The following is a 24,648-nucleotide window of genomic DNA, read 5'->3' as shown; positions in this document are numbered from 1 at the left end:
GACTACTCCGTGCCGTCCGCCGGCAGGCGCTCCGGCAGCCCGAGCCGCGGGAACTGGTCGTCGTGGAACGTGACGATCTCGGTGATCGCCCCGCCGGTGACGCGCAGGACGTCGATCGTCAGCGGCAGGTACGCGCCCTCCTGCTCCCGCCAGAGGTAGAAGGCGACGGCGGGCTGCCGGTTCACGGCGGTCAGAACGCCCCGCAGGCGCCCCATGTCTGCGAAGCCATCCTCGACCCAGTCGTTCACCACCGTGTCGCGGCCGACGTGCAGGCCCGGCGTGGGCGGCATCGAGTAGCGGACGTCGTCCCGCAGCATGGCGGCGAGCCCGTCGATGTCCTTGGCCACGCTCGCGTCGGTGAAGCGGCGCACCAGCTCGCGCGTCCCGGCGGCCTCCTCGCCGCCGGTCCAGTCCTGCCGCTCGGCGGGCAGGTGCTTCCGCATGCCGGCGCGGGCCCGCTGCAGCGCGCTGTTCACGGAGTTGACTGAGTCCCCGAGGAGCTCCGCGACGTCCTTCGCCGGCCAGCCGAGCACGTCCCGCAGGATCAGCACGGCCCGCGGGCGCGGCGCGAGGTGCTGGACTGCGACCAGGTACGCCAGCTCGATCGTCTCCCGCGCGACGGCGACGGTCTCCGGCTCGTCCGCGTCGCCCGCGGGCAGCTCATCGAGCAGCCGGTCCGGGTAGGGCTGCAGCCACAGCACCTCGCCGCCGGTCGCAGGCTCCGGGCGGCACTTGGCGAGCAGGTCCAGGCAGGCGTTGGTGGCGATCCGGTACAGCCAGGCCCGGAACGTCGACCGCCCCTCGAAGGTCTCCCGCCGCCGCCAGGCACGAAGGAACGTCTCCTGCACGGTGTCCTCGGCATCCTCGAACGACCCGAGCATCCGGTAGCAGTGCACGTGCAGCTCCCGCCGGTGCCGCTCCGCCAGCCCTGAGAACGCCGGCTCGTCGACCTCGCCCAGCCCGCTCACGCCCAGCTCCTCCAGCCGCATGTCCGCACTCATCACGTCATCCTTCCGTCTCGTCGTGTCCCGTCGTAGGTATGACGAGTGCGGGCTCGACAACTCATCACTCGGGTCGGTCGGCGTGGCTGATCCAGTCGGCAGTCTCGGGTGTTTGTTCGCTCAGGCGTGGCTGGGCCGGATGTTGTGGTTGAGGTGGAAGACGTTGTGCGGGTCCCAGATGGTCTTGAGGGCGGTGAGCCTGGCGAGCTTGGCGGCCGGGTATGCACGGCGTACCCCTCGTTGCCCCTCGTCGGCGGCGAGCGAGTTGACGTAGACGCCGTCGGCGTACGGGTCGAGCGCGGCTCCGGCAGTGCGAGCCGCTGCCATCCGGGTTTCGTCTTCGGATGGCTCGGTCCAGCGGGAGCCGGCGCCGAACTCGAACGTGGTGCCGCGGTGGCTGAAGGCGGCTTCGGCGTCGGCGACGTCGGCAATGGCGCCGCCGTGCGCCTGCAGGCCGACGCCGGGCAGTTGAGTGCCGGCCTGCAGGTCCGACGCGCCGCGCAGCAGGAACGCCTCGATCGCGGCGGTGGGGAACTGCCGCAGGTAGTGCGCGCTGGAGTACCGGCGGTAGGCGTGGCCGCCGGTGGTGTCGTCGCGTTGCTGGAGTTCGAGGTATGACGGGGTGGTGACCCGCTCGGCGACCGGGCGCCCGAGCGCGCGCATCGCCGGCAGCAACCGGTGACCCTGTGCAGGGTCGCCGACCCATACGAAGCCGACGGTGGCGACAGGGCCGCTGGCCGTGCTGTGGACATCGGCGGTGAAGGTCGCCTGCCGCGGCGCGACGGTGTTGAGGTCCCGCCAGCCTTCGAGCACCGGCACGGCGTCCTCGGCGCGGAAATCGAACTCGGCGACCAGGGTCTGCGTTCCGGTGTGGTGCAGTTGGAAATCGAAGTCGGTGACGATGCCGAAGTTGCCGCCCCCGCCGCGCAGGCCCCAGTAGAGGTCGGGGTTCTCGGTTCGGCTCGCGGTCACAACCTCCCCGTCGGCGGCGACCATCGTGTAGGAGACGACGTTGTCGCAGGCCAACCCGTGTTGGCGGGCGAGCCAGCCCATGCCGCCGCCGAGGGTCAGGCCGCCGACTCCGGTGTGCGAGACGTTACCCGCGGTCGTGGCGAGGCCGTATGGCTGCGACGCCCGGTCGAGTGCGCCGAGCAGCGCGCCGCCCTGGACCCGGGCGCGCCGCCGGATCGGGTCGACCCGAACGCCGTTCAACGGGGTCAGGTCGATCATCAGGCCGTTCGCGGGGACGGCGAGGCCGGCCACGTTGTGCCCGCCGCAGCGCACCCCGATCTCAAGGTCGAGTTCGCGGGCCAGGCGCACCGCGGTCACCACGTCGGCGACGCTCGCGGCCCGCACGATCATCCGCGGGCGGCGGTCAATCATGGCGTTCCAGACGGTGCGGGCCGCGTCGTAACCCGGGTCGCCCGGGGTGAGGAGGCGGCCGTCGAAGCGGGGGCTGGTCGCTGTCGTCATACGTCTGAGCCTGGCGGAAATCGGTACACCCAGTAAGGTCCGATTGCATGGGCCGAACCAGGACCAATTCGAGCACGGCGGAGGACCTGCTCATCGATGTCGACCGGTCCGCGGCCGAACCGCTGCACCGGCAGATCGCCGCCTCGATCCGGGGCAGCATCCGGGCCGGCCGGTTGCGTCTTGGGACGTCCCTGCCACCCACCCGCACCATCGCAGCCGATCTGGGAGTGTCACGCGGCGTCGTGGTCGAGGCCTACCAGCAACTCGTCGCCGAGGGCTACCTCACCAGTCGGGCGGGCGGCTACACCCAGGTCGCGGTCGAGCCGATTCCGACGCCGGCGGGTCGCCGCGGCGGAGATCGGCCGGCGGCCCGGATCGACTTCGGGTACGGCCGCACCGACGTGTCGTCGTTCCCCCGGGCCGCCTGGCTGCGTTCGGTGCGCACGGTCCTCACCACCACGCCGAACGAACACTTCGCCTACCTCGACGGGCGTGGCGTGCCCGAACTGCACGCAGCCCTGACCGACTACCTCAACCGGGTCCGCGGCACGTCGGCCCGCCCGGAGAACGTCGTGATCTGCAGTGGCTACGGCCAGGGCGTCGCGCTGCTGCTCCAGGTGCTCGCGGCGCGCGGCGCCCGCCGGCTGGCCGTCGAGGACCCATCCGCGGACGACGACGCCCGCCTCGTCGCGGCCGCCGCCGGCCTGGACGTGATCGGCGTCCCGGTCGGGCCGAACGGCATTCTCGTCGAGGAGCTCGAACAGACCGACGCGGACGCCGTCGTGCTGACGCCCTCGCACCAGTGGCCCACCGGCGGGGTCCTGTCGGCCACCGCGCGGGCCCGGGTGATCGGCTGGGCGCAGCGTCGCCGCGCCGTGGTGATCGAGGACGACTACGACGCGGAGTACCGCTACGACCGCTCGCCCATCGGCGCCATGCAGGGGCTGGCGCCCGACACCGTCGTGTACTGCGGCACAGCGAGCAAGACCCTGGCGCCAGGGCTGCGCCTCGGCTGGCTGCTGGCGCCGTCACACCTGGTCGACGAAATCACGGCGGCCAAGGTACTGGCCGACCGCGGCTCTCCCGTCATCGACCAACTGACCTTCGCCGACTTCCTCACCCGCGGCGAATTCGACCGGCACCTGCGGCGCATGCGCCCGGTCTACCGCCGCCGCCGCGATGCACTCCTGGCCGCGCTGCGCACACGGCTGCCCGAACTGGAACCAGTCGGTGTCGCGGCGGGCCAACACGTCGTAACCTGGCTCCCGCACGACCTCGACGAGGCCGCGGTCGTGGCTGCCGCCGCCCGGCACGGGCTGGCCGTGCAAGGCGTCTCCCGGTACCGACTGAGGCCCGCCGGACCCGGCGGGCTGATCTTCGGCTACGCCACCCTCACCGAACGCGCCATCACAGACGGAGTGGAAGCCCTTGCCGACGCGGTCGCAGAGGTCCGTGCGCACATCTGCCGCGAGCCGCGCTACATACCGTGACGAGTGGCTCCTGCCGTAGCTCGCCCGGTCGTGCCGAAAAGCGGATGTTGGATCATGGATCCGCGGACGAGCCTCTACATCGGAGGCCCCGACCTGAACCGGACGCTCCTGCCGCGGATCCACCCGCTGCCCTGCCGGAACCGGACTCCGCCACACCTGCCCGGCCGGGTCCTCGCCGGTCGACGCTGGGGCGTGGTGGGTCGACCAGATGCGGGTCAGCGTCCGCAGGTGGGTGATGCGTCGCTTTCGTCAGCGGCGCGCACCTTAGCAGCGGAGGCAATCGATGCGTTCACGGAGAGCATCAGTCAGTTGGGGGCTCGTACGAGAAGTCGACCTCGAAGGTGCCGTCACTCTGTACGGCCATGGTGAACCCGTACCACGGCTCGCTGCCGTCTTCGGCCATCACTTGCCGCAGGTCGATGAGCAGGTCGGCGATCTCGTCGACGGCCTCGTCGGGGTTGTCGTCCCATCCAAAATAGAACACAGTGCCGTCGAGGCCCCGGAGCTCTAGGGCAGCGTTGGCGTAGTCAATGTCGGCTTCGCCGTTGACGGTGATTGTTGCCGCGTTGTCGGGCAGGATCGACATGAGGATCTGCCCGATCCTAGTGATGATGTCGCTGTCACTACCGTCGGGCACTTACGGCACCTCTCATGGATTGCGGAATCGGTTGGTGCGTTTGGGGCCGTCGCCTATTTGTTCCGTGATGGTGAACGCGGTGGGCCGGGTTGACGCTGAGTTTGGATCGTAGTGCACCCGGCCCTCGACCCGTACTGGGCTGGAGCCCGAGCCGGGGCTTGGATGGTCTGGGTCCAGGGCTCGCGCCCACCTGATCTCCATGCGTTTCCAGGCGGACAGGTTGAGGTTGGAGTCCATCGCCACGAGGTTGATGCGCTCGCCCGGACCGCGGAAGATATGGGCGAACAGGTGACCGCCCTGGTCGGTTAGCTTGCGGAAGGGCTTGCCGGCGACGCGCTGCTGGTAGGCGTTACGGTTTCCATCCACCAGTTGGAGACGGCCGCTGAAGTGCGTGACCCGGCCCTTGGAGTCGGTCTTGTAGGTATAGCCGGTGGTGCGTTCGACGTAGGTCGTGTTGGGTTGGAGCTTGCGCCGATTCACCGCGCGGTTCCACCCTCCGGGCTGACCGTTCCGACGGCACGACGATCCACACTTTATAGACACAAATCAATTTCATGTATATCGTCCTTCGGGTATATGTCAGCCTCTCAACCCCCTCTGGAGAGGACATGATCAGTACTCGACGCTGGGTCGGTACCGCCACGGCGATCCTGCTCGTTGCCACCATGACCAGCACCGTGCCGAGCGGTGCCCACGCCGCGCCGGCCACCGACGTCACCACCGCCGTACGAGACAAGCTGGTCGAGGAGGCCGCGGTCGCGGCGGACCCGGGAATCCGCACCGCCGGTGTGGAGGACACCCGGGTGACCGTCACCCGCCGGGACGGCCGGGCCTGGGCCTTCGGCACCGCCGTGCTCGTCGCCCCGCACGAGGAAGGGCTCTACCCGTCCGGTTGGATCTTCGTCGCCCACCAGCAGCGCGGCGGCTGGCAGGTCGCCTTCGAGGGCGAGGCCAACTTCACCGAACTGGCCGCGGCCGCGCCCGCCTCCGTCGTCGCTCAACGGGAAAGGGACGCCTTCACCGCCCCCGGCACGTTGGCCGCCAACGGGGACTTCCGCACCGGCATGCGCCTGCCGTTCGCCCTCGGCCAGTCCTGGACCCTCAGAGGTGGCCCACACGGCTGGTCCGGCTCCCCGCGACCGTTCAGCTCGATCGACCTGTTCGGCGGTGACCAGCGGGTGCTGGCCGTGCGCGCCGGCACCGCGTACACGATGTGCAAGGGCTGGATCCGGGTGGTCCACGACCGGGGGTACACCACGGACTACTACCACCTCTGGAACAACATCAACGTCGACGGCGCGTTCGTCGGGGCGGGCACCTACCTCGGCGACACCGGCACCGACATCACCTGCGGCGGCTCCGCCAGCAGTCGGCACGTACACCTGGGGTTCCGGCAGAACAGCGCATACGTGGCGATCGCCACCCACAACCTGGGCAAGTGGGTGCCGAGAGAGGGCAGCACGGCCTACGAGGGCTACGCGCTGCACGGCTCGAAGCGCGTCAACGTCGGCGGGGCGCTCTACAACTACGGCCCGCTCGGCTTCACCGAGGGAATCATCGACAGCAACGGCGGCACATCGATCAGTCGACGGTCCGGGCCAGGCACCGGGTACGGCGTCGTCGGCTCGATCGCGGACGGCGCCACGGCGGCCGTGGCCTGCTCGGCGAACGGCACCACCCACACCGGCCGCTGGGGCACCACCGCCCTGTGGAACAGGCTCACCGACGGCACCTGGATCCCCGACGCGTATCACTACACCGGAGCGGCCAACCCGGTCAACGGCTGGTGCTGACGCGCCACCCCGCGCCCACCCGCGCCACCCGGTGTCGGTGGCCGGTAGCACCACCACGACGGCGGGGCGCACACCCTGCGACGCGGCGAGGTTGGATCCGCCGCGCCGCAGGGACATGCCGCCCGGGGGCTGAAGGTTCCGCCCGAGGGGGTGGAGGCGCTCCACTGAAGGGCGTCGAGCAGCTGGTCCCTGCCGACGATCATCGGTCAGCCGAGCCGGTGGGCTCGGCGTTGGAGGTATCGCTGTTCGACCTGGTTCTGGGTCAGGGCGGCTGCTTCGCGGTACCGCGCCGCCGCGCCGGCCGTGTCTCCGGTCATCTCGAGCAGATGTGCGCGGATCGCGCGTTCGCGTTGCCGGGTCAGCGGTTCCTCGTCCAGATGGTAAACCCGGTTGAGGTTGTCGAGCAGGGCCAGCCCTCGGGCCGGCCCGTACGCGTGCGCGACTGCGACGACCCGGCTCAGCCGTACCGGCGCGGTCGGACTGAGCCGTTCGAGACCCAGGTACAGCGCCGCGATCTGTGGCCAGTCCGTCCGGTCCGGCGACGCGGCCGCGGCGTGCACGGCCGCGATCGCCGCCTGCAGCTGGTACGTGCCGACCTCGCGCCGCCGCCAGACGCTGTCAATCAGTTCGGTGCCCTCGCGGATAAGCTCGGGATCCCACCGGGCCCGGTCCTGCTCGTCCAGCGGCACCAGCTCGTCGTCGTCGGTACGGGCAGCGCGCCGCGACTCGGTCAGCAGCATCAGGGCTAGCAGCCCGGTCACCTCGGGGTCGTCCGGCAGGGAGTCGCGGAGCATGCGGGTCAGCCGGATCGCCTCACGGGTCAGGTCCACGCGGGCGAGCTCGTCTCCGGTAGAGGCGGTGTAGCCCTCATTGAAGATCAGGTACAGCACCTGCATGACGGCGTCCATCCGGCTGACGCGGTCAGCGTCGGTCGGCGGTGTGAACCGGGCGCCGGCGCGGACCAGTTGCTGCTTGGCGCGGCTGATCCGGGCGCCCATGGTGTTCTCGGCCGACCCGTAGGCGTGTGCGATCTCCGTGGTCGTAAGGCCGCCGACCGCACGCAGCGTGAGCGCCACCTGAGAGGTGGGGCTCAGCGCTGGGTGGCAGCACAGCAGCAGGAGCGTGAGGCTTTCGTCGGTCTCCAGTACAGGACGGGCCCGTCGGGCCGGGTCCTGCATCGCCAGCTCGCTCACGCCGGCGAGCCGCTCGCGGCGGCGTCGAGCCTGGTCGGTGCGGAGCAGGTCGACCATCCGCCGGTACCCGATCCGGATCAACCAGCTCCGCGGGTTCTCCGGCACGTCTTCGGCCGTCCACGTCCTGCTGGCGACGAGCAGTGCTTCCTGTACCGCGTCCTCGGCGATGTCGAAGTGGCCGAAGCGCCGCACCAGCGCGCCGAGGACCTGCGGCGCCTCGGTACGCAGCAGGTGCTCGACGTCCGACGTCACGCCTGTGCTGCCGTTCGTGGGCCCTCCCGGTCTGCCGCTGTCCGGCGACGCGGGACGCGGCGGGTCATGCCGCGAAGTCCTCTCCCATGATCGGCCGGATCTCCATCGGCTCGCCCAGCGCCTCGACCATCCGCGAGACGATCTCGACGGCGCGCTCCTGGCTGCCCACGTCGATCACCGCGAAGCTGGCCAGAACCTCCTTGAGCTCGACGAACGGGCCGTCGGTGGCCACCACGCCGGTCGGGGTCCTGCGGACCGTGGTGCTGACCGCCGGGTGACCGAGTCCTTCGCTGCTGACGAACTCGCCGGTCTCGATCAGCTCCTGTTCGAACCGCTGGTACGCGGCGAACGCGGCCAGCGCCTCCTCCGACGGGGTGTCGGCGGTCGCGGCGTTCCAGGCGGCGGACGGCGTGTAGCTGAGCAGTAGATACTTCATGGTCATCCTCGTTCGCGGGGTCGGATCACGCTACGCCGATCAACTCGAACGGCGCAGGGAGAGGGCGACGACCGTCGTCCAGGTGAAGGCGACCAGGCCGTTCACGGCGATCTGGATGCTCATGTGGCTCGACGACATCGGCATCAGCAGGATGAGCGCGGCGAGGCCGTTCAGCACCGCCGGCAGGGCGGCCCGACGGCGGACGTGCCGGATGGTCAGCAGGATGGCGGCGATGGCCAGCGCGGTGAAGGCGATGGCGGCCGCCGCCGAGTGCGCGATGCTGTGCCAGGACATTTCGCCGACCGGCCCGTCAGGGGTCCCTACCGGGAAGCCGTACTCCGGATCCATGGTGAACACCCCAGCCGCGACGAGCCCGGCACCGAAGATCCCGACGAAGATCGGCATTGCCCGCCGACCGGTGCCCTCGGTGAGCGTGCGCCGGGCACCGACGGCGAGGGCGATCCCGCCGAGGCCGGCGAGCACGAATGTGGTGATCTGGATCCAGCCGAGACTTCCGGTGGCCAGCTGGCTGATCGGGTGCTGCGTGATGTCGTAGCCCTCCCGGGTGAGCATCTGCGTCACGGCCGAGGCGAAGAAGACCGGTCCGGCGAGGCCGCCGGCGAGGAGCAGGCGGTCGGACGAGCGGCGGACGGCGGGAACGGTGGCGGCGACGGTGGCCATGACTTCCTCCTTGGTGGGGTGCTTGCCGCTACCTCGTGGCCGCACCGCGAACTTTGACATTCCGGGATCGTGACCCAGGTCACAGAACGTCGATGTCAAAGCCCAAGGCGTCGCCTCCGAGGTACCGGCAACGACCCACCGGGAGGACACGATGTCTGAGAACACCCAGCCGAGCGCCGAACTGACCGCCCTGGACCGTCTGGTCGGCACCTGGTCGGTGACCGGCGGCGCAGAGGGAAGCGTGCGGTACGAGTGGATGGCCGGCCGGTTCTTCCTGCTTCAGCACGTCGAACTGAGCCAGTTCGGCCAACCCGTAACCGGTCTGGAAGTCATCGGCAACCTGCACCCGTTCGGTGAGCCGGTCGGCACGGACGTGGTGTCGCGGTTCTACGACGCGGCCGGCAACACCTTCGACTACGTCTACGAAATCGTCGGCGACAAGTTGACCATCTGGGCCGGGGCGAAAGGCAGTCCGGCCTACTACGAGGGCACGTTCAGCGCCGACGACACCACGGTCACCGGCGAATGGACCTACCCCGGTGGAGGCGGCTACGCCTCCACCATGACCCGAATCTGAGATCGGAAAGCCGCACCGACCGGCCGTCTCGTTCTACTTGGGAGCAGATTGGGCGCAGGGTGTTCAGCTCTGTGCCCGACCTCCGTGAGCCGTCCGGTGATGGCGCACGAGCGCGACTGATGGCTGTCGGTCCGGTGGGGTTCACCGTTGTCCACATGCCGCACCTGCACCGATCTGCCCGCCCCGGCGCAGCCGGCAGCGATGCCGTTCCACCAGCGTCCCGGCCACGTCCCCCACCATGGCGTCGTACAAATGTTCGATCATTCGATCGAGGCTGACCGCGCTACCGCCCAGGCTCTGATCGATGGTGAGGGACACGTTTGGGCCGTGGGTGGCGAGCGAGAACGGCGCATCCGCGTATCTGGCGGTAGTGTCCCCGGCGTGCTGCGGCGGTGGACTCTGACGATCCTGATGGCGGCGTGCGGTGTGCTGGTGGCGGTGGCGCAATTGGGCGCCGGCTTGCCCGCCGTCGGCGGCGCCGAGTTGCTGGTCTTCTTGGCGCTGGCACTGCTGCTGTCGCCGTGGGCCTTCCCCCGGTCGGTGGACGCCGCCGAGGCGCAGCGGGCCAGCGCGGCGGATGGCCGGCCGATCGTGTACTGGCGACCTGGCTGTCGCTACTGCCTTCAGCTTCGGTTCTCCCTTGGCCGGCTCGCCCGGCGGGCGCACTGGGTGGACATCTGGCGCGATCCGGCGGGTGCTGCCGCTGTCCGGGCGGTAGCCGGCGGCAACGAGACCGTGCCCACCGTCGTGCTCGGCGGTCGGGCTGTGGTGAACCCCGACCGGGCCTGGTTCCGCGAGCAGCTCCGCTCGTCCTGAGCACGCCCGTCACCCGGCGAGGGTCGACGGATGGCGCCGCCGTACCCGGAGCCGGACCACGACGGCTGTCTCGGGGTTCGGGTGGTGCGTCAGGCCGGGCGATCGTGGTGGTCGATTGGTCCGACGTCGTGCGTGGCGGTTGCTGGGGGAGTTGACAGGTGGGCGGCGAGGGCGGCGGGTGCGGTGACCAGGCGCTGGGCGGGCAAGGCCGGCCCGTGCTGTCACGTCCTGTAGTCGTTGCCTGCGGTGGGGTCAGCCCTGCGCGGAACGCGCATAGCACGTCGGTCAGCTGGCCGTTGCCTGAACGGGAGAGCACGACGCTGGGCGCGGCGGCAGCCGTCGTCGGCCGTCAGGCCCTTCAGGCATCGGGACGGGCGTCTTATCCGTGGGCGGCGCGGCGCCGTGGTACGACTGCTTCAGCGACAAGCCGACGAAGCGGGCGGGCTGGTGACGACGAACAGGGTGGCCAATCTGCTGCGCAAGCGTGAGAGTCCGCAGCGGCCGACCTTCCTGGAACTGTTCTTCGATCTGGTGTACGTCTTCGCGCTCACCCGGATCGTGCACGAGTTGGTGCTGGACTACACCAGGGGTCACGTCGCCGACACGTTGACCACTTCCCTCTCGGAAAACGGCGAGACTCTGCTGCTGCTCCTGGCCCTCTGGTGGATCTGGGCCCAGACGGCCTGGACGACCAGCAGATTCGACCCGTACCAGCCGGCGATCCAGTTCGTCGTCCTCGCAACGATGCTCGGGAGCCTGTTCCTTGCGGTCGCGATATCCGGGGCTCTCGCCGAGACCGGCCTGCTCTTCGCCAGCACGTACGTCGTGATCCAGGTGGGCCGCACCCTCTTCTTCGTACTCACCGTGCGGGGTCACGATCTGCGCCGCGTCAACATGCTGGCGCTCGTCTGGTTCAGCGCGTCGGCCGTGCCGTGGATCACCGGAGCTTTCGCACCAGAGTTGACGCGCAACTCGCTGTGGACGCTGGCCCTGGCGATCGACTACGTGGCGGGCAGGCTCGGCTGGCCGGTTCCGTGGCTGGGTCGCTCGAAGGTGTCCCCGTGGGCCGTCGCGGGCGAGCACCTAGCCGAACGCTACTGGCAGCTCGTCATCGTCGCGCTTGGTGAGACGATCCTGACCTCCGGATCGAGTCTTCTACGCGGTCCGATCGTGGCTGAACGAACATCGGCCCTTGCATTGTCGTTCCTCACCACGGTGTTGCTGTGGCGGATCTACTTCTACCGAGCCGGCCAGATCTTGGGCGAGGCCATCGCGGCATCCGCCGATCCCGGCCGGCTCGGTCGGTTGGCCGAGTTCTCCCACCTGCTCATGGTGTCCGGCATCCTCGTCACCTCAGCCGGTTCCGAACTCGTCCTCATAGATCCAACCGGACACGCCAAACCCGCCTGGGTCGGCGCCATCCTCGGCGGGCCCGCTCTCTACCTCGCCGGGCGCTCCGTATTCGAGCACGTGGCCTTCGCCCGCGTGTCCCGCCCACGGCCGATCGGGATCCTCGTCCTCGCGGCCTTAGCGCCGGTGATGGTCGGCCTGCCGCCACTCGGGGTCGCTGCAGCAGCTGCCGCCGTCCTGCTCGGCGTCGCCGTCTCGGACGCGATCCGCGCCCATGGACGCCCACTAGAGCAAGCCTCGCCACCACGCTGACGCGTGCCTGTTACCCCGCCAATCAGAGTCGATCTAGGGGCAACAGCGCGGTCACCGGGCAGCGGCACGCGGCTGACGAGCCGGTCGAGACTGCGTTGTGCGGGCCGGACGCCGCAGGTACCACTCGGCCACGGCAAGGTTGATCAACCAACCGGCGAGCACCAGCACGGCCCGAACGTTCCCGTCGGGCTGTTCGCCGGTCGCGACGAGGTACGGCGCGTGCGTGAACGCCTGGGTGCCGGCGCCGAGGCCGATCGCGTAACCGCGCACCATCCACCTGCGGTGCCGGGCGAAGTCCCGGCGTAGCGCGCTGGCGAGGCCGAGCATGATCGCGCCGGCCATGGCCGAGCCGAAGACGAGCCGCATGCCGGCGAGCACGTCGTTGTCATGGGCCGGCAGGTCGTACGCGAAGGTCATCCACAGGCCGGAGAGCGCGACCGTCAGTCCGCAGGGAACAAGCACCCGGCCGGCGAGGCGGTGCCAGCGGCGGCGGCGCAGGCTGGGAACGAACTGGAAGGCGCCGAGAATCGTGTAGACCACCGCGCCGACGATGTGCAGCACCACCGGCAGCGGCTCGGCGACGAAGCGAGCGTTCGCGGGGGTGACCTCCGGTCCGGTGCCCAGCTCGGTAAGCCGTCCCGCACCAGCGACCATCGGTATCAGGCCCAGCAGGATCAACGCGGCCGGTAGCCGCCACTCGCGCATTGTCATGCCATCGATGGTGGACGCCGCACCCGACCCTGCTCATCGGCACAAGGGCCGCAATCGGACCGGCCCATGGTCGTACGCCGTCGTCGTACTTCCGCCGGTCACTCGTCGCCAACCCCGACGACGGGCGGGACGGTAACGCCGGCCGAACGGGTGCTGGAGGAATGGCGGTGGCCATCTCCAACCCGATCGGCTCCGTCACCAGCGCGCCCGTCTGCGGTTGGTCTCGTACGCCCACATCGCCACCTCGACCCGGTTACGCACACCGAGCTTGGTCATCAGGCTGGTGATGTGCGACTTGACCGTGCTCAACGTGATGTAGAGCTCGTCGGCGATCTCCTTGTTGGTGCGTCCCCGCGCGACGGCGACCAGCACCTGCTCCTCCCGGTCGGTGAGCGCCTCGATTGGCTGCTTCCGCGGCGCGGCTGGACCCGCGTCGGCGAACGCCTTCAGCAGCCGCGTGGTGACGCTCGGCGCGATCAGCGCGTCCCCGTTGGCGGCCGCGTGCACGGCCTGGCTGAGCAGGTCGGGACCAGCCTCCTTGAGCAGGAAGCCGCGGGCGCCGGCACGCAGTGCCGCGTACACGTACTCGTCGAGGTCGAAGGTCGTGATGACGACCACCGCGAGCGGATCCGGGACCGATGGCCCGGCGAGCGCCCGGGTGGCCTCGATGCCGTCCATGCCTGGCATGCGAATGTCGAAGAGACACACGTCGGGGCGGAGCCGCTGGGCGAGCTCGACCGCCTGACGGCCGTCGCCAGCCCCACCGACGACCTCGATGCCGGGCTGAGTGTTCAGGATGATGGTGAGGCCGGTACGGACGATCTCCTGGTCGTCCGCCACGAGCACGCGTACCGTCACGCGCCGACCCCCTCGCGCGGGAGCACGGCCGTGACGGTCCACCCACGGTCCGGATTGGGGCCGGCCTCGCAGGTGCCGCCGAGCAAGTCGGCGCGCTCCATCATGCCCACCAGGCCGAAACCGGGCGAGCCGGTCGGGCGGGCGGCGCCGGCCTCGCCATCGTCGCTGACCCGCAGGCGCACGGAGGTGTCGTCGGCCGCGACGCTGACCTCAATGCGGGTGGCATGGCGGGCGTGGCGACGGGCATTGGTGACCGACTCCTGAGCCAGGCGGTAGAGCGCGGAGCCGACCGTGGGCGGAAGGTCGCCGAGGTCGCCGCGGAGATCCACGTCGACGGCCGGCCCGGTGCGGAAGCGGCCGGCGAGCCGCTCGATGTCGGCGACCCGCGGGCTGGGCCACAGGTCGGCGGGCTGGTTGCGGCGCAGGACGCGGACCATCGCGCGCATCTCGGCAAGCGCACGGGACGCCTCGGCCTCGATTGCGCGGAGCGCCTCGACGGCGGTGCCCGGCTGGCTCGCCGAGGCGGCGATGCCGGCCTGGGCGCGGATCGCCATCGCCGACACGTGGTGGGCCACCGTGTCGTGCAGGTCACGGGCGAGCCGCTCGCGCTCCAACAGCTTCACCTGATCGAGCTCACGCAGCCGGGCGGCGGCGCGGAAGCGGATTGCGGTACCCAGCGTGGCGGCGGCGAACATCACCGCGAAGCCGGCGACCAACTCGCCGCCGTTGATCGAGCCGGACAGGCCGGCGGCGGCCACCTTGGCCACCACGAAGAACGAACCGATTACGGCATCCCGGCCGGAACCCCAGCGGAACAGCGCGCAAACCAGTAGGACCAGGAAGCTCGCCGTGAACATCTGGCAGGCATCGCCGGGCAGCACGAATGGGCCGACCGTCGTGGAGCCGAACGCGATCGCCACCATCGCGAGCGGCTCCGTACGCCGCCACAGGAGCGTGGGCAGCAGCGCGAGCGCGACGACGACGCAGCCCACCCGCCACGGCAGATCGGGCCTCAAGATCCCTTCCAACACGATCGCCGGCGCGAAGACCGCGATCAACGCCCAGTCGCGCCACACACGGGGCGGGGCATGTGAGACACGCGGCTCGGCCAACACAGCGTGCAGGCGAGGGTGCATAGGCCCATCGTACGAACGGTGGTGCGACTCCAGATCGTCCCAAAGTACGACCGATGGCTACCCCGCTCGGGCGGCCTGGTTGCTGTTCGAGGTAGCCGGCGGCGCTCTCATCGAGGATCGTGGGCGCCCAGCGCTCGCCGGAACCCTCTGGACAGCACGACCGGCCACCGCCCGCCGGCATGGCCACTTTCTGCCAAGCCAGCGGGCGGTGGATGTCCGACGAGAACGCCGACCACCCCCAGCTCCTGGACGACAGCGCCGCAGGTTCGCTCGCTATCTCGCCACGTATATGCGGGGTGACCACGCGAACCAGTCCCTGTCATGGTCTCGATCCGAGACAGGCGTGTTCGCAGTCATTTTCGGTTGCTCAGGCGAAATTAGTTCGCGGGCTTGCCGAACCAGCGGGAGAGGTGGTTGTCCAGGTCCTGCTGGTCGTCGCCGATCCAGGCGACGTGGCCGTCGGGGCGTAGCAGGACGCACGGAACATCCAGTACCGCAGTGGGATCCCCGAGGTAATCGACCCGGTCTGACCAGCCGCCGACGGTCAGGCGTTCGGTGCGGTCCAGCAGCAGGCCGCGGCCGCGATGTAGCAGGCCGTAGAGGTGGCCCTGTTTCACGTCGATGTCGCGCAGGCGGCGGCCGAGCAGGTCTGGGCCTTCGCCGAAGTCGTAGCGGATGTTGATCGCGGTGATCTTCTCGATCAGATAGCGGTTCACCTCGTCGAAGTCCATCAGTTCGGTGAGCAGCCTGCGCACAGCCTGCGGGCCCGGTTCGGTGGACGACAGTTCCATCTGGGCGCGGGTGTTGTCCAGCACGTCCTCGGCGACCGGATGACGTTCGGCCTGGTAGGTGTCCAGCAGTGTTTCCGGCGCCCAGCCGCGGATCTGTGCGGCCAGTTTCCAGCCTAGGTTGAATGCGTCCTGAACGCCCAGATTGAGGCCCTGTCCGCCGGCGGGTGGATGGATGTGTGCCGCATCGCCGGCCAGCAGCACCCGCCCGACCCGATAACGTTCGGCTAGCCGTGTGGCATCCCCGAAGCGGGACAACCAGCGCGGTGAGTGCACGCCGAAATCGGTTCCGGCGATGGTGCGCAACTGTTGTCTGAAATCTTCGAGGGTGGGCGGTTCCGCGCGATCGCTGACTCCCTCGGCGGGGACTACGACGCGATAGACCCCTCCGCCGAAGGACCCGAGGCTGAATACCTTATTGGTCTCGCGGATTTCGGTCACCTTGGCGGCGATCTCCTCCTGCGGCACACCCACTTCCATCTCGCCCATCAGCGTCTCGGTCCGCGAGGGCTCGCCGGGGAAGTCGACGCCGAGCAGTTTGCGCACCGTACTGCGCCCGCCGTCACAGCCGACGAGATAGCGCGAACGCAGCTGTTCCCCGTCGGCCAGCTCGACGGTCACACCGTCGTCGTCCTGCTCGAAACCGGCCACTGCGCAACCGCGCCGGACCTGCGCACCCAGTTCGATCGCATGTTCTTCGAGCAGGTGAACGATGACCGGCTGCGGGATGCCCAGCAGATAGGCGTGTGCGGAATCCAGGTCGGGCGCGGGTTTGTTGATGGCGGCGAAGAAGCCGCCGGCCGGACGCTGTCTCCCGTGTTCGAGAATGCGATCCAGCAGTCCGCGCATTGCCATCAGCTCGATACTGCGAATATGCATACCGACTATGCGGACGAACGACACGGGCTCGGTTTCCTTCTCCAGGACGAGAACCCGTACATCGTGCAGCCGCAGTTCGGCGGCCAGCATCGCACCGGTCGGCCCGCAACCGGCAATGATCACGTCGAAGATGAGGGGCGCACGATCGGTGCCGGAGGCCGGCGATGGGAGTCCGGGGACGTCGCCCACAGTGGAGTCGCGTTCGACCACATCGTTCGACGACGGCTCGGCGGTGAACTGCAGAGAGTGCATACGTGTTGCCTTTCGGGAGTGCCTTGTTGGCGAGGCGCTCCCGGCGACACCTACGTCAATCGCCCGGCCGTGACGGGAAGGGGGAGCACCCACATCGATACAGCGTTCATGGGTCTCACCTCCTCGGGCGGTGTCACGGTCAGTTTGCAAGCTACAAGCCCGAGCATCATCCCGTCCACTCCTTTCCCGGCCGCATGATCACGACTCCAAACAGCCCGTGCGGCGGCGATGCTGCTGGTCAGGGTGACGCCCAACGAGCTGGTCACGGATGCCGCGCCGGTCTATTCCGGCGTGCTGGATGAGCTGATCCCGCAGGCGTGGCACCGCGTCGAGCAACCCGCTGCCGGCAACGTACTCAATTCGGGCCAGGTGGTGAGGGCGGCTTGGGTGGGCGTCCTCGGGCACGGGCTGCGTCGGAGATGCGGATTCCGGCCAGGACGAGGGCAGGTGCCATGGCGACCAGCACGACAAGGGGAGCTGGCTGAACGGCGTTGGGGTTAGTCCTGGGCTAGCCGGCCCACCGGACCGGCCAAAATCCCCGCAAACCGGGTGAACCGTCTGACAGAGTGGTCTCTGTGCGCAGGAACATGACCGCGAATCATGACGGGCGCGGCGGCAGAGTGGGGCGAGGTATGAGCGATGATCAGGTGCTCACCGGGCCGGGTACGCAGAGCCGTCGGGCCCTGCTCACTGGTGTCGGCGCGGTCGGCGCGGCGGCGGTTCTGGCCGCCTGCGGCGGCGACGACTCTGGCGACGGGGCTGGAGCCCCCACCACCGCCGTTAGCCCCACCGCCACGAGCACCGGCGGCGGCGGTCCGGCTGCCGGCCAGCCTTTGGCCAAGACCACCGACATCCCGGTCGGTGGCGGCAAGATCTTCGCCAAGGAAGGCGTCGTGGTCACGCAGCCGAAGCCGGGCGAATTCAAGGGCTTCAGTTCGATCTGCACCCACCAGAACTGCACGGTTTCGCGTGTCGAGGGCGGCACGATCGACTGCCTCTGCCACGGGAGCAGGTTCTCCATCGTCGACGGCTCGGTCAAGGCGCCCCCGGCCACGCGGCCGCTCCCGCCCAGGACGATCAAGCTCACCGGCGACCAGATTTCCCTGGACTGACCCGCGCTGCACATCTCGGCCCTGGACTTCCCGGCACTGTAGTGGCCCGCCGTGGTGTGCGCGATACCCCGAGACGGGGCGCCCGTTGCACCGTTTCGCGGCGGTGTCCACTTTGGCCTGGAAGTGGCTGACTGCCGACCGCAATGACATTCGGCCGCGCCGCTCGGTGACCCACAGCCGGGTGCCTGCCAGGGGAGAACAGGGGACGGACCTCATCGGCGTACGCGTCGATGACCTCGACCACCCAGTCCATCTCCGGCACCGTCAGCACGGTGCGGCGCTTGGGCGGGCCGCCCCGCGATGCCTTGCCGTAACGCCGCCGGAGTACGCGCGTTCCTGCGGGCGTACGGCTCCGCAGGCTGAGTTGGAGTCGTCCTCAAACCCGAACCCGGCAATCGGTCGAGGCTCGGCCCCCGGCCCGCGGTCCTCCTCAGCGTCGGCGGGGCGCGCGGACTGCACCGGCTCGACGAGCCGGAGGCCGCGCGGTCGGACACGGCCGCCTGGCTCTCCACGAAACACTCCGGAGCGACGGTGCCCGCCCGGTACGTGGCCAGGACGGGCACCGTCGCCGCTACTGCGGCGGGTCGCTCAGCTGCTCGCGCCCCGAACCGTGACAACCTGGCTGGTGTAGGCGTATGCGTAGGTGGCATCGCCGTCGAAGCGGATGTGGTACGTGTACTGGCCGGACACCGGGGGCGTGTCGGTGATGGTGAAGGAGCCGCCAGCGGCGAGCGGCACCATCGGCAGGTCGGCCCCGACGGAACCATGCTTGTTGGTGTAGACCCGGTACACCACGATCGACCCGGAGGCCGGCGTGGGCACGTTGCCGGCGGTACTCATCTGACCCGTGAGCGTGAGCGGCTTCGTGGCGTTCCCGGTCGTCGGGCCGGTCACGAGCAGCGAGGTGGGGTGCTGGGCCACGTCGACCTTGGTCGTGGTCTTTGACCAGCGGAAGGCGGGGCTGCCATCCCAGATGGCGGTGTAGTTGACGCTGCCGCCGACCGGCGAGGTGTCGGTGACGGTGAAGGTGCCGTCCTCGGCAGTGGTCACGCCGGGCAGGGTGGCGGTGGTGCCGTTGGGCAGCGTGCGGGTGATCTCGATCGGCTGTGCGCCCGGCGCGGAGTCGTTGGGGAAGGCGAGCCGGCCGGTCATGGTGAATGGGTCCAGCGCGGTCGCTGCGGTGGTGGCCGACAGGCTTAGCGTGGACGTCGGCAGGACGGCGCCCTCCACGCGCCACAGGTAGTACCGGTTGTACGGCCAGTCGTTGAGCAGGGCGTAGAGGTCATCGCCGAGCACAGAGAGGCTGCCGGTGACCAGGTCGCCCTTGTAGGTCATCTGGGCCTGCAGGGTCTTCACCCCCGTGGCGGCGTTGTACACCTCGGCGTAGGGGCCGTAGCTCGAGCCGTAGAAGGCGGTGGCGACGTGTGCGCCGTTCGGGCTGAGCGCGATCGCGCCCGGTGAGCCCGGGTAGTCGGCCCTCGATCCGTAGCTGCGGACCTTGGCCAGGGTCGTGGTATCCCAGACATCGAAGCCGGAGGTGGCGAAGACCGAGATGGCCTGGGCGCCGTCGGGCGTGATGGTGAGGTCGGTCAGGTTCGACAGGTCGTTGTCGGCGCCGTCGATGACGCCCCGCAGCGTCGCCGGGATCGTGCTGACGTCGTACACCCGAGGGCTGGCGGGGTTGATCCCCGCCTCGGCGGTGAAGACCGTGTTGCCGGCGCCGGCGACCAGGGGCGCGCCATACATCCGGGTGGCGACCTGGACGGGCGTGGGCGCCGCCAGGGACAGATCGAGGCCGAGGACGCCGCCGACAAAGTCGTTCTTGATGCCGTAGCCCACCCAGAGCTGGTCGCCGTCGAGAGACAGGTTTGCCGGGGACGGGTACGCGGCCAGGTTGATCCGTCGGATGACGGTGAGGGTGGCCGCGTCGATCTCGGCGATCTCGTTCGAGCCGGACAGCGCGGCGTAGACCCGGTTGCCGTCGGGCGTGACGGCCAGGCCGGTCGGGCCGGCCAGGCCGGTGATGCTACCGGTGAGCGTGCCGTGGGCGTCGGCGACCACGATGCGGTCGTTCGCGGAGACGAAGACCCGGCCGCCGGCCGCGGCCGTGTCGACGACGCCGGTAACGCCTTGGATCAGGGTGGCGGTGTCCCTGGCGGCGGCGGGTGCGGCGGTGGCGACGAGGCCTACTGCTGCGACCATCGTCGATGCCAGGACTGAGCCGATCACTGTGCGGAATCGCACCTGCGGTCCCCTTTCGGTGGTAACCCCGTGATGCCGCGGCGGCCGGCGGAGCCGGTGCCGGGCCTGCGACAAGATCGTCGCGTCATGGGATTAGGCGGCCCTCCGGCCAGCAGCGTTACACAGTGGATCAAAGCTCCGCTGAGAGCCAAGGCAGTCCACGTTTGCTGCGGGGGAGGCGTCCTGCCACTGCGTCGGACGCGTTCAGTTGTCGATTGGTGATCGGCGCCGCCGGTGCTCGCGAGACGCAGGTGCCAGGCTGGACTGCCTCTGCGACTGTCCGACGAGGAGATTCGCCGAAAGTCGCAATTGTGCGCAATGTGCGCCGGGCGGTGATCGCTGCCGAACGGCTCGCCCAGGGCGGTTGACGGCGCGCGGATCCAATGGAAACACTGTTGCTTCCATGGAAACGCGACTCGAGTGCCGGAGGTGGGCGTGCCGACCACGATCGTTGTGGGCGCCGGGCCGGGTGGCCTGGCCTGTGCCATCGCCGCCGCCGACGCGGGCGGCACCGTGCTGCTGCTGGAGAAGGCGTCGGACGTCGGTGGCGCCCTGCCGTACTCGGGCGGGCACCTGTCCGCCGGCGGCTTCTCGCTGCAGCATGCGCGGGGCATCAGCGATGACCCCGAGCGGCACTTCGACGACGTCTGGCGGATCAGTCGGGGCGCCGCGCGGGCCGACCTGACCCGGCTGACGTTGCGCGAACAGCCGGCGGTGCTGGAGTGGCTGCTCGCCGCCGGGCTCACCGTCGATCCGGGTACCCCCCGCATCGTGTACGGGCACGAGCCGTACCGCACGCCGCGAACCGTCCACGCCACCACCGTCCCCGGCGGTCCGGCGATCCTGGCCGCGCTGCGCCCGATGCTCGACGCACATCGGGCCACCGGCCGCATCGACCTGCGATGCGGGGTACGCGTCACCGAACTGCTGACCGAGGGCAGCGCGGTGGTCGGGGTCGCCACAGCCGACGGCACGCGGTGGCGGGCGCCCGCTGTGGTGCTCGCCACCGGCGGATTCGGGTACGCGCCGGAGCTCTTCGCCGAGCTGGAGGGCGCCCCGCTGACCACCTCGGCGGCGCCCACCTCGACCGGCGACGGCCTGCTCATGGGCCGGTCGGTCGGCGCCGGCCTGCAAGGCCTGGGCCGCTACATCCCCACCTTCGGCGGGCTGCCCCCGATCGACGGCGACCTTCGGGTCGACTGGGTGCACCGGCCGCACCTGGTGGCGCCGGAGCGGCCGCCCTGGGAGATCTACGTCGACCGGGCCGGGCGGCGCTGGATCGCCGAGGATGAGCCCAGCATCGACCACAAGGAGCGGGTGCTGACCACGGTCGACCGGATGACCTTCTGGACGGTCTTCGACGCCCACGCCTTGCGCGAGTCGTACCCGATGGTGCACGGCTGGAGCGCGGCCGAGCTGGACGCCCAGTGCGGCCGACGCCGGGGCGTGCACCGGGCGCCCGGGCTGGCGGAGCTCGCCGGGCTGGCCGGCATCGACCCGGCGGGGCTTTCGGCCACGGTGGCCCGCTACAACGGTTTCGTCGCCGACGGCCGGGATGCCGACTTCGGCCGGGCGTACCTGCCGGCGCCGATCGTCGAGCCGCCGTTCTACGCGCTGGAGAACCATCCGGTCACCCTGATCACGTTCGCCGGCCTGGACGTGGACGAGATGCTGCGGGTACGCCGCGCGGACGGCACGACGATCCCCGGCCTGTACGCCGTCGGTGAGGTGATCGGCTCCGCCGCCGTCAATGGCAACGCGTTCTGCTCCGGCATGTGCCTGACGCCGGCCATGGCCTTCGGTCGGCTGGTCGGGCGTCGCCTCGCGCGGACCGCGAGCTGAGCCGGTCTTGGTCTGAGCGTCCACAGCGGACGGATGACCCGGCCGGTTTCAATGCGCGAAGGCGAAACCTTCCGCGCGCAGCTTGCCGGAGCTGATCGGCACGAACGGGGTCCTGATCTCGCCCCGATAGGTCAGCGCGGGCCAGCCTCCGGCGGCACAGAGTTCGTCGAGGACGGCCCGGTTGGTCTGCGGCACGACCGCGTCCGGTACCGCGTTGAACACGCCCGTGAGGTCGCGGCTCACCACGAAGTCGAGCGCGGCGGCGGCGTCGCGGTAGTCGATGCGATAGTGCAGGGCCTCGGCCGAGAACGGCACGCTGCCGCCGAGCATCTCGTGGGCCAGCTTCACCCGGGTCGGATAGTCGAGGTCGCGCGGATGCCCGTACACGTCGGGGATCCGCAGCGCGGCGCCGCGCGGGGTGGCCAGCACGGCGGCCTCGGCGGCGATGAAGTTGCGGGGTGAGGCGTCCGGGTCGTCGGTTACCGGGCTGGCCTCGTCGACCAGCGCGCCATGGCCGGCCCCGTAGACCGACACCGAACTGGTGAAGACGACCCGGGGGTGCGCGGCGGCGGCGGTGCGCGCGGACGCGGTGAGCGTGTCGGCGTACTCGGCAATGCGCTGGTCGGCGTCGAAGGCTCGGGCGATGCGCGGGCTCACGGTGAGCACGACCGCGTCGGCGTCCCGGGTGGCCCGCTCGACGGCCGCGCGGTCGCTGCCACGGAGGACCGCCACCTCGGTGCAGACGGGCGCCAGCTCGGGCACCCGCTCGGGGGAGGTGGTGGTGCCGACCACGTGGTGGCCGGCCGAGATCCAGCGACGGGCCAGCTCCATGCCGACGTTGCCGCAACCGATGATCACGTAACGCACCTGGACCTCCAAAAGGGAAACGCTGTTTCCCACTCTGCCCCATCTCCGGCCCCCTGCCAAGACCGTGCCGCACGGGGCCCGCCGACGACGCTGCGGTGTCCGCGGGGTCGATCGAATCGGCCGGCGTCAAATCGCCTGTCGGGCTATTGACAGGAGGGCGGGCCGGCTGCCTTTATGAACCTATCCAATTTTGGAAACCAGTGTTTCCATCAGCGAAACAGTGGCCAGGGGTGCACCGTTCCCCACAGGAAGGAGAGCGGGACCGCAATGGGATTGCTCAGAACTACGGCTACAGCGGTGGGCGTGGCGGCTTTGGCCGCCGCCGCGACCGCGGTCTGCGTGTCCCCCGCGCAGGCGTACGGCCCCACCCCGGGCAACCTGGGATGCCGGCTGTACTTCAACGACGCCGGTACCGGCAGCTCGCCGAGCAACTGGGCCGACTCGTTCGGGCTCACCCAGACGCCGGCGACGCCGAGCCCGGGGCAGACCGTGACGGTGACCTTCACCGCGGCGACCGGTCCGAACAACGGCCCGGTCGCGATCAACCCCGGTGACGTGCCGATCGTGGTGGAGGCGGCGCTGGGTGGCTCGCAGAGCGGCCCGGTCACTCTCACCCAACCCAACTACCCGGCCGGTCCGATCCCCGGCAACACCCCAACCGGCCCGATCACCGCCACCGGCACCTACGTGGCCGGCGCGACGGGAGCCGCGACGCTGACCGTCAACCGGGTGATCCTCAACAACCCGATCGCCAAGACGTACTGCTCGGCGGAGGGCGACCGGGACCACAAGGCAGCGCCGGTCCCGACGCCCATCGTGGAGAGTTTCACCGTCTTCGGCGGCACGGTCTCGGTCACCTCGGTGACCGGTCAGACCGTTACCGGGCATGCCCGGGCCGGCAACGTCATCAACTACGCGGTGACCGGTCTCGCGCCGTCCGCCGCCCTGACCGCAACGCTGCGCGCGCCCGACGGCACCGGAACGGCCGAAGGCTCCGGCGCAGGCACGACCGACGCCGCTGGCGCCGGCACCGGCACGCTCACGGTGCCCAGCGGCGCCACCACGGGGGCACGTACCCTGGCGGTCTCGGACGGGACCAACACGGTCTCCGTCCCGATCACGATCCTCGGCTCGCCGGGCATCGCGATCACCCCCAGCGGTGGCGGCTCCGGCACCGTGGTGACGGTCACCGGCACCAACTGGAACCCGGGCAGCACGGTCACGATCCGCGGCTACAAGGCGCTCACCGGGGCCCCGCCGCCGCCCGCGACAAGCGACCCGGCAACGACGGCCACGGCCGGCGCCACCGGTGGGATCAACGCCACCTACACCGTCACCGACGGCAGCACCGCGTACATCGGCGCGCAGTCCGGCGCCCTGTTCGCGATCTCCGCCTGGACGGGGTCGGCTGACTCGTGCGTCGCCAAGACGGGCTCGGCCACGACCGGCAACTGCACCCTGTCGTACAACCTGTCGGAGACCGTGACCGCCGGAAACCTGTCGATGGCTCGCGCCGCCGGCACCGGCAACATCGCGTTCTCCGGCGTCACCGTCGGCGGCAGCGTGCAGACGGCGACGGGCAACCTGTCGACCGTCACGGTGACCGACTACCGGGGCAGCACCTTCGGGTGGAGCCTCGTCGGCACGGTCACCGACTTCACCGGCACCCCGGGCGGAACCATCGCCAAGAGCAACCTGTCCTGGACACCGGCCTGCGTCGGCACCGCTGGCGCGACCAATGCGGTCACCGCGGTGGCCGGTACCCCGGGCACGGTCGACGCGGCGACGCTCTGCTCCGCGCCGACCAGCGCCACCGGTACGGGCGGCAGCTTCGACGCCTCGGCCGGGCTGACCCTCTCCGTGCCGGCGAACCAACTCGCCGGTACCTACGCTGCGACCCTCACGCTCACCCTGAGCTGAGGACCGCCTCGAGGTGGGGGCAGTCGGCTGA

22 protein-coding genes are annotated in these 24,648 nt (G+C 70.1%); 8 read left to right on the top strand and 14 right to left on the bottom strand.

The window, feature by feature from the left end:
- Window positions 1-2: 2 nt before the first annotated feature.
- Window positions 3-1,004, bottom strand: a complete 1,002-nt coding sequence (locus OG990_RS14890; protein WP_406081015.1) for an RNA polymerase subunit sigma-70 — start codon at window positions 1,002-1,004, stop codon at window positions 3-5.
- A gap of 117 nt (window positions 1,005-1,121) precedes the next feature.
- Window positions 1,122-2,474: an FAD-binding oxidoreductase gene (locus OG990_RS14885; protein ID WP_406081013.1), complete on the bottom strand. Its 1,353-nt coding sequence runs from the start codon at window positions 2,472-2,474 to the stop codon at window positions 1,122-1,124.
- A 47-nt stretch (window positions 2,475-2,521) separates the two neighbouring features.
- Here OG990_RS14885 and OG990_RS14880 point away from each other — a divergent pair, with 47 nt between their 5' ends.
- The gene (locus OG990_RS14880) at window positions 2,522-3,964 is read left to right on the top strand and encodes a PLP-dependent aminotransferase family protein (protein WP_386992528.1); all 1,443 of its coding nucleotides are present in this window, start codon (window positions 2,522-2,524) and stop codon (window positions 3,962-3,964) included.
- 301 nt (window positions 3,965-4,265) lie between these two features.
- On the opposite strand, the gene OG990_RS14875 is transcribed toward OG990_RS14880, so the two are convergent.
- Complete coding sequence (locus OG990_RS14875; RefSeq protein ID WP_386992525.1) at window positions 4,266-4,601, bottom strand: immunity protein YezG family protein; 336 nt, start codon at window positions 4,599-4,601, stop codon at window positions 4,266-4,268.
- A 12-nt stretch (window positions 4,602-4,613) separates the two neighbouring features.
- Window positions 4,614-5,081, bottom strand: coding sequence for a DNA/RNA non-specific endonuclease (locus tag OG990_RS14870; protein ID WP_406081010.1), 468 nt, complete (start codon window positions 5,079-5,081; stop codon window positions 4,614-4,616).
- Window positions 5,082-5,209: 128 nt separating this feature from the next.
- Here OG990_RS14870 and OG990_RS14865 point away from each other — a divergent pair, with 128 nt between their 5' ends.
- On the top strand, window positions 5,210-6,394 hold the full coding sequence (locus OG990_RS14865) for a peptidase M23 (protein ID WP_406081008.1): 1,185 nt from the start codon (window positions 5,210-5,212) through the stop codon (window positions 6,392-6,394).
- A gap of 206 nt (window positions 6,395-6,600) precedes the next feature.
- On the opposite strand, the gene OG990_RS14860 is transcribed toward OG990_RS14865, so the two are convergent.
- The 3 genes from OG990_RS14860 to OG990_RS14850 form a co-directional block, all read right to left on the bottom strand.
- Window positions 6,601-7,839 (bottom strand): RNA polymerase sigma factor, encoded by a 1,239-nt coding sequence (locus OG990_RS14860; protein ID WP_406081006.1) that lies wholly within the window; start codon window positions 7,837-7,839, stop codon window positions 6,601-6,603.
- A 64-nt stretch (window positions 7,840-7,903) separates the two neighbouring features.
- Complete coding sequence (locus OG990_RS14855) at window positions 7,904-8,275, bottom strand: YciI family protein (RefSeq protein ID WP_328417829.1); 372 nt, start codon at window positions 8,273-8,275, stop codon at window positions 7,904-7,906.
- A gap of 39 nt (window positions 8,276-8,314) precedes the next feature.
- Window positions 8,315-9,016 (bottom strand): DUF998 domain-containing protein, encoded by a 702-nt coding sequence (locus OG990_RS14850; protein ID WP_406081005.1) that lies wholly within the window; start codon window positions 9,014-9,016, stop codon window positions 8,315-8,317.
- A 91-nt stretch (window positions 9,017-9,107) separates the two neighbouring features.
- Between OG990_RS14850 and OG990_RS14845 the strand changes: the two genes are divergently transcribed.
- Window positions 9,108-9,533, top strand: a complete 426-nt coding sequence (locus OG990_RS14845; RefSeq protein ID WP_386992509.1) for a hypothetical protein — start codon at window positions 9,108-9,110, stop codon at window positions 9,531-9,533.
- Window positions 9,534-9,674: 141 nt separating this feature from the next.
- Here the strand turns inward: OG990_RS14845 and OG990_RS14840 are convergent, their stop codons facing one another.
- Window positions 9,675-9,797 (bottom strand): hypothetical protein, encoded by a 123-nt coding sequence (locus OG990_RS14840; protein ID WP_406081004.1) that lies wholly within the window; start codon window positions 9,795-9,797, stop codon window positions 9,675-9,677.
- A gap of 117 nt (window positions 9,798-9,914) precedes the next feature.
- On the opposite strand from OG990_RS14840, the gene OG990_RS14835 reads away from it, so the two are divergent.
- Together OG990_RS14835 and OG990_RS14830 are read left to right on the top strand one after the other, a co-directional pair.
- Complete coding sequence (locus tag OG990_RS14835) at window positions 9,915-10,349, top strand: glutaredoxin domain-containing protein (RefSeq protein ID WP_406081003.1); 435 nt, start codon at window positions 9,915-9,917, stop codon at window positions 10,347-10,349.
- A 246-nt stretch (window positions 10,350-10,595) separates the two neighbouring features.
- Window positions 10,596-12,011, top strand: a complete 1,416-nt coding sequence (locus tag OG990_RS14830) for a low temperature requirement protein A (protein WP_406081001.1) — start codon at window positions 10,596-10,598, stop codon at window positions 12,009-12,011.
- A gap of 51 nt (window positions 12,012-12,062) precedes the next feature.
- On the opposite strand, the gene OG990_RS14825 is transcribed toward OG990_RS14830, so the two are convergent.
- From OG990_RS14825 to rox, 4 genes are all read right to left on the bottom strand, one after another.
- Window positions 12,063-12,722: a DUF2306 domain-containing protein gene (locus OG990_RS14825; RefSeq protein ID WP_406081000.1), complete on the bottom strand. Its 660-nt coding sequence runs from the start codon at window positions 12,720-12,722 to the stop codon at window positions 12,063-12,065.
- A gap of 195 nt (window positions 12,723-12,917) precedes the next feature.
- Window positions 12,918-13,580, bottom strand: coding sequence for a response regulator (locus tag OG990_RS14820; protein WP_386992499.1), 663 nt, complete (start codon window positions 13,578-13,580; stop codon window positions 12,918-12,920).
- Window positions 13,577-14,716 carry a sensor histidine kinase gene (locus OG990_RS14815; RefSeq protein WP_406080999.1) on the bottom strand — a complete coding sequence of 380 codons (1,140 nt, stop codon included), beginning with the start codon at window positions 14,714-14,716 and terminating at the stop codon, window positions 13,577-13,579. The genes OG990_RS14820 and OG990_RS14815 overlap by 4 nt, the downstream gene beginning before the upstream one ends.
- 377 nt (window positions 14,717-15,093) lie before the next feature.
- The gene (gene rox / locus OG990_RS14810) at window positions 15,094-16,515 is read right to left on the bottom strand and encodes a rifampin monooxygenase (protein WP_406081757.1); all 1,422 of its coding nucleotides are present in this window, start codon (window positions 16,513-16,515) and stop codon (window positions 15,094-15,096) included.
- Window positions 16,516-17,267: 752 nt separating this feature from the next.
- Between rox and OG990_RS14805 the strand changes: the two genes are divergently transcribed.
- A complete protein-coding gene (locus tag OG990_RS14805) occupies window positions 17,268-17,747 on the top strand; it encodes a Rieske (2Fe-2S) protein (RefSeq protein WP_355603129.1) in 480 nt (159 codons plus the stop codon).
- Between the two features lie 588 nt (window positions 17,748-18,335).
- On the opposite strand, the gene OG990_RS14800 is transcribed toward OG990_RS14805, so the two are convergent.
- Window positions 18,336-19,949: a YncE family protein gene (locus OG990_RS14800; protein ID WP_406080998.1), complete on the bottom strand. Its 1,614-nt coding sequence runs from the start codon at window positions 19,947-19,949 to the stop codon at window positions 18,336-18,338.
- 474 nt (window positions 19,950-20,423) lie between these two features.
- On the opposite strand from OG990_RS14800, the gene OG990_RS14795 reads away from it, so the two are divergent.
- On the top strand, window positions 20,424-21,830 hold the full coding sequence (locus tag OG990_RS14795) for an FAD-dependent oxidoreductase (RefSeq protein WP_406080997.1): 1,407 nt from the start codon (window positions 20,424-20,426) through the stop codon (window positions 21,828-21,830).
- A gap of 48 nt (window positions 21,831-21,878) precedes the next feature.
- Here the strand turns inward: OG990_RS14795 and OG990_RS14790 are convergent, their stop codons facing one another.
- Window positions 21,879-22,697, bottom strand: coding sequence for an NAD(P)-binding domain-containing protein (locus tag OG990_RS14790; protein ID WP_406080996.1), 819 nt, complete (start codon window positions 22,695-22,697; stop codon window positions 21,879-21,881).
- Between the two features lie 303 nt (window positions 22,698-23,000).
- On the opposite strand from OG990_RS14790, the gene OG990_RS14785 reads away from it, so the two are divergent.
- On the top strand, window positions 23,001-24,617 hold the full coding sequence (locus OG990_RS14785) for a hypothetical protein (protein WP_406080995.1): 1,617 nt from the start codon (window positions 23,001-23,003) through the stop codon (window positions 24,615-24,617).
- Window positions 24,618-24,648: the final 31 nt, after the last annotated feature.

Source organism: Micromonospora sp. NBC_00858, assembly GCF_045207365.1.
Classification (GTDB): Bacteria; Actinomycetota; Actinomycetes; order Mycobacteriales; family Micromonosporaceae; genus Micromonospora.
This window is presented reverse-complemented; position numbering and strand designations above follow the sequence as displayed.

What these genes read in the sequence shown, in the direction of transcription:
- OG990_RS14885 (WP_406081013.1), bottom strand. Translation starts at nt 2,474, where the DNA reads ATGACGACAGCGACCAGCCCCCGCTTCGACGGCCGCCTCCTCACCCCG.
- OG990_RS14880 (WP_386992528.1), top strand. Translation starts at nt 2,522, where the DNA reads ATGGGCCGAACCAGGACCAATTCGAGCACGGCGGAGGACCTGCTCATC.
- OG990_RS14865 (WP_406081008.1), top strand. Translation starts at nt 5,210, where the DNA reads ATGATCAGTACTCGACGCTGGGTCGGTACCGCCACGGCGATCCTGCTC.
- OG990_RS14855 (WP_328417829.1), bottom strand. Translation starts at nt 8,275, where the DNA reads ATGAAGTATCTACTGCTCAGCTACACGCCGTCCGCCGCCTGGAACGCC.
- OG990_RS14850 (WP_406081005.1), bottom strand. Translation starts at nt 9,016, where the DNA reads ATGTCAAAGTTCGCGGTGCGGCCACGAGGTAGCGGCAAGCACCCCACC.
- OG990_RS14845 (WP_386992509.1), top strand. Translation starts at nt 9,108, where the DNA reads ATGTCTGAGAACACCCAGCCGAGCGCCGAACTGACCGCCCTGGACCGT.
- OG990_RS14840 (WP_406081004.1), bottom strand. Translation starts at nt 9,797, where the DNA reads ATGATCGAACATTTGTACGACGCCATGGTGGGGGACGTGGCCGGGACG.
- OG990_RS14825 (WP_406081000.1), bottom strand. Translation starts at nt 12,722, where the DNA reads ATGACAATGCGCGAGTGGCGGCTACCGGCCGCGTTGATCCTGCTGGGC.
- OG990_RS14815 (WP_406080999.1), bottom strand. Translation starts at nt 14,716, where the DNA reads ATGCACCCTCGCCTGCACGCTGTGTTGGCCGAGCCGCGTGTCTCACAT.
- OG990_RS14805 (WP_355603129.1), top strand. Translation starts at nt 17,268, where the DNA reads ATGAGCGATGATCAGGTGCTCACCGGGCCGGGTACGCAGAGCCGTCGG.
- OG990_RS14800 (WP_406080998.1), bottom strand. Translation starts at nt 19,949, where the DNA reads ATGGTCGCAGCAGTAGGCCTCGTCGCCACCGCCGCACCCGCCGCCGCC.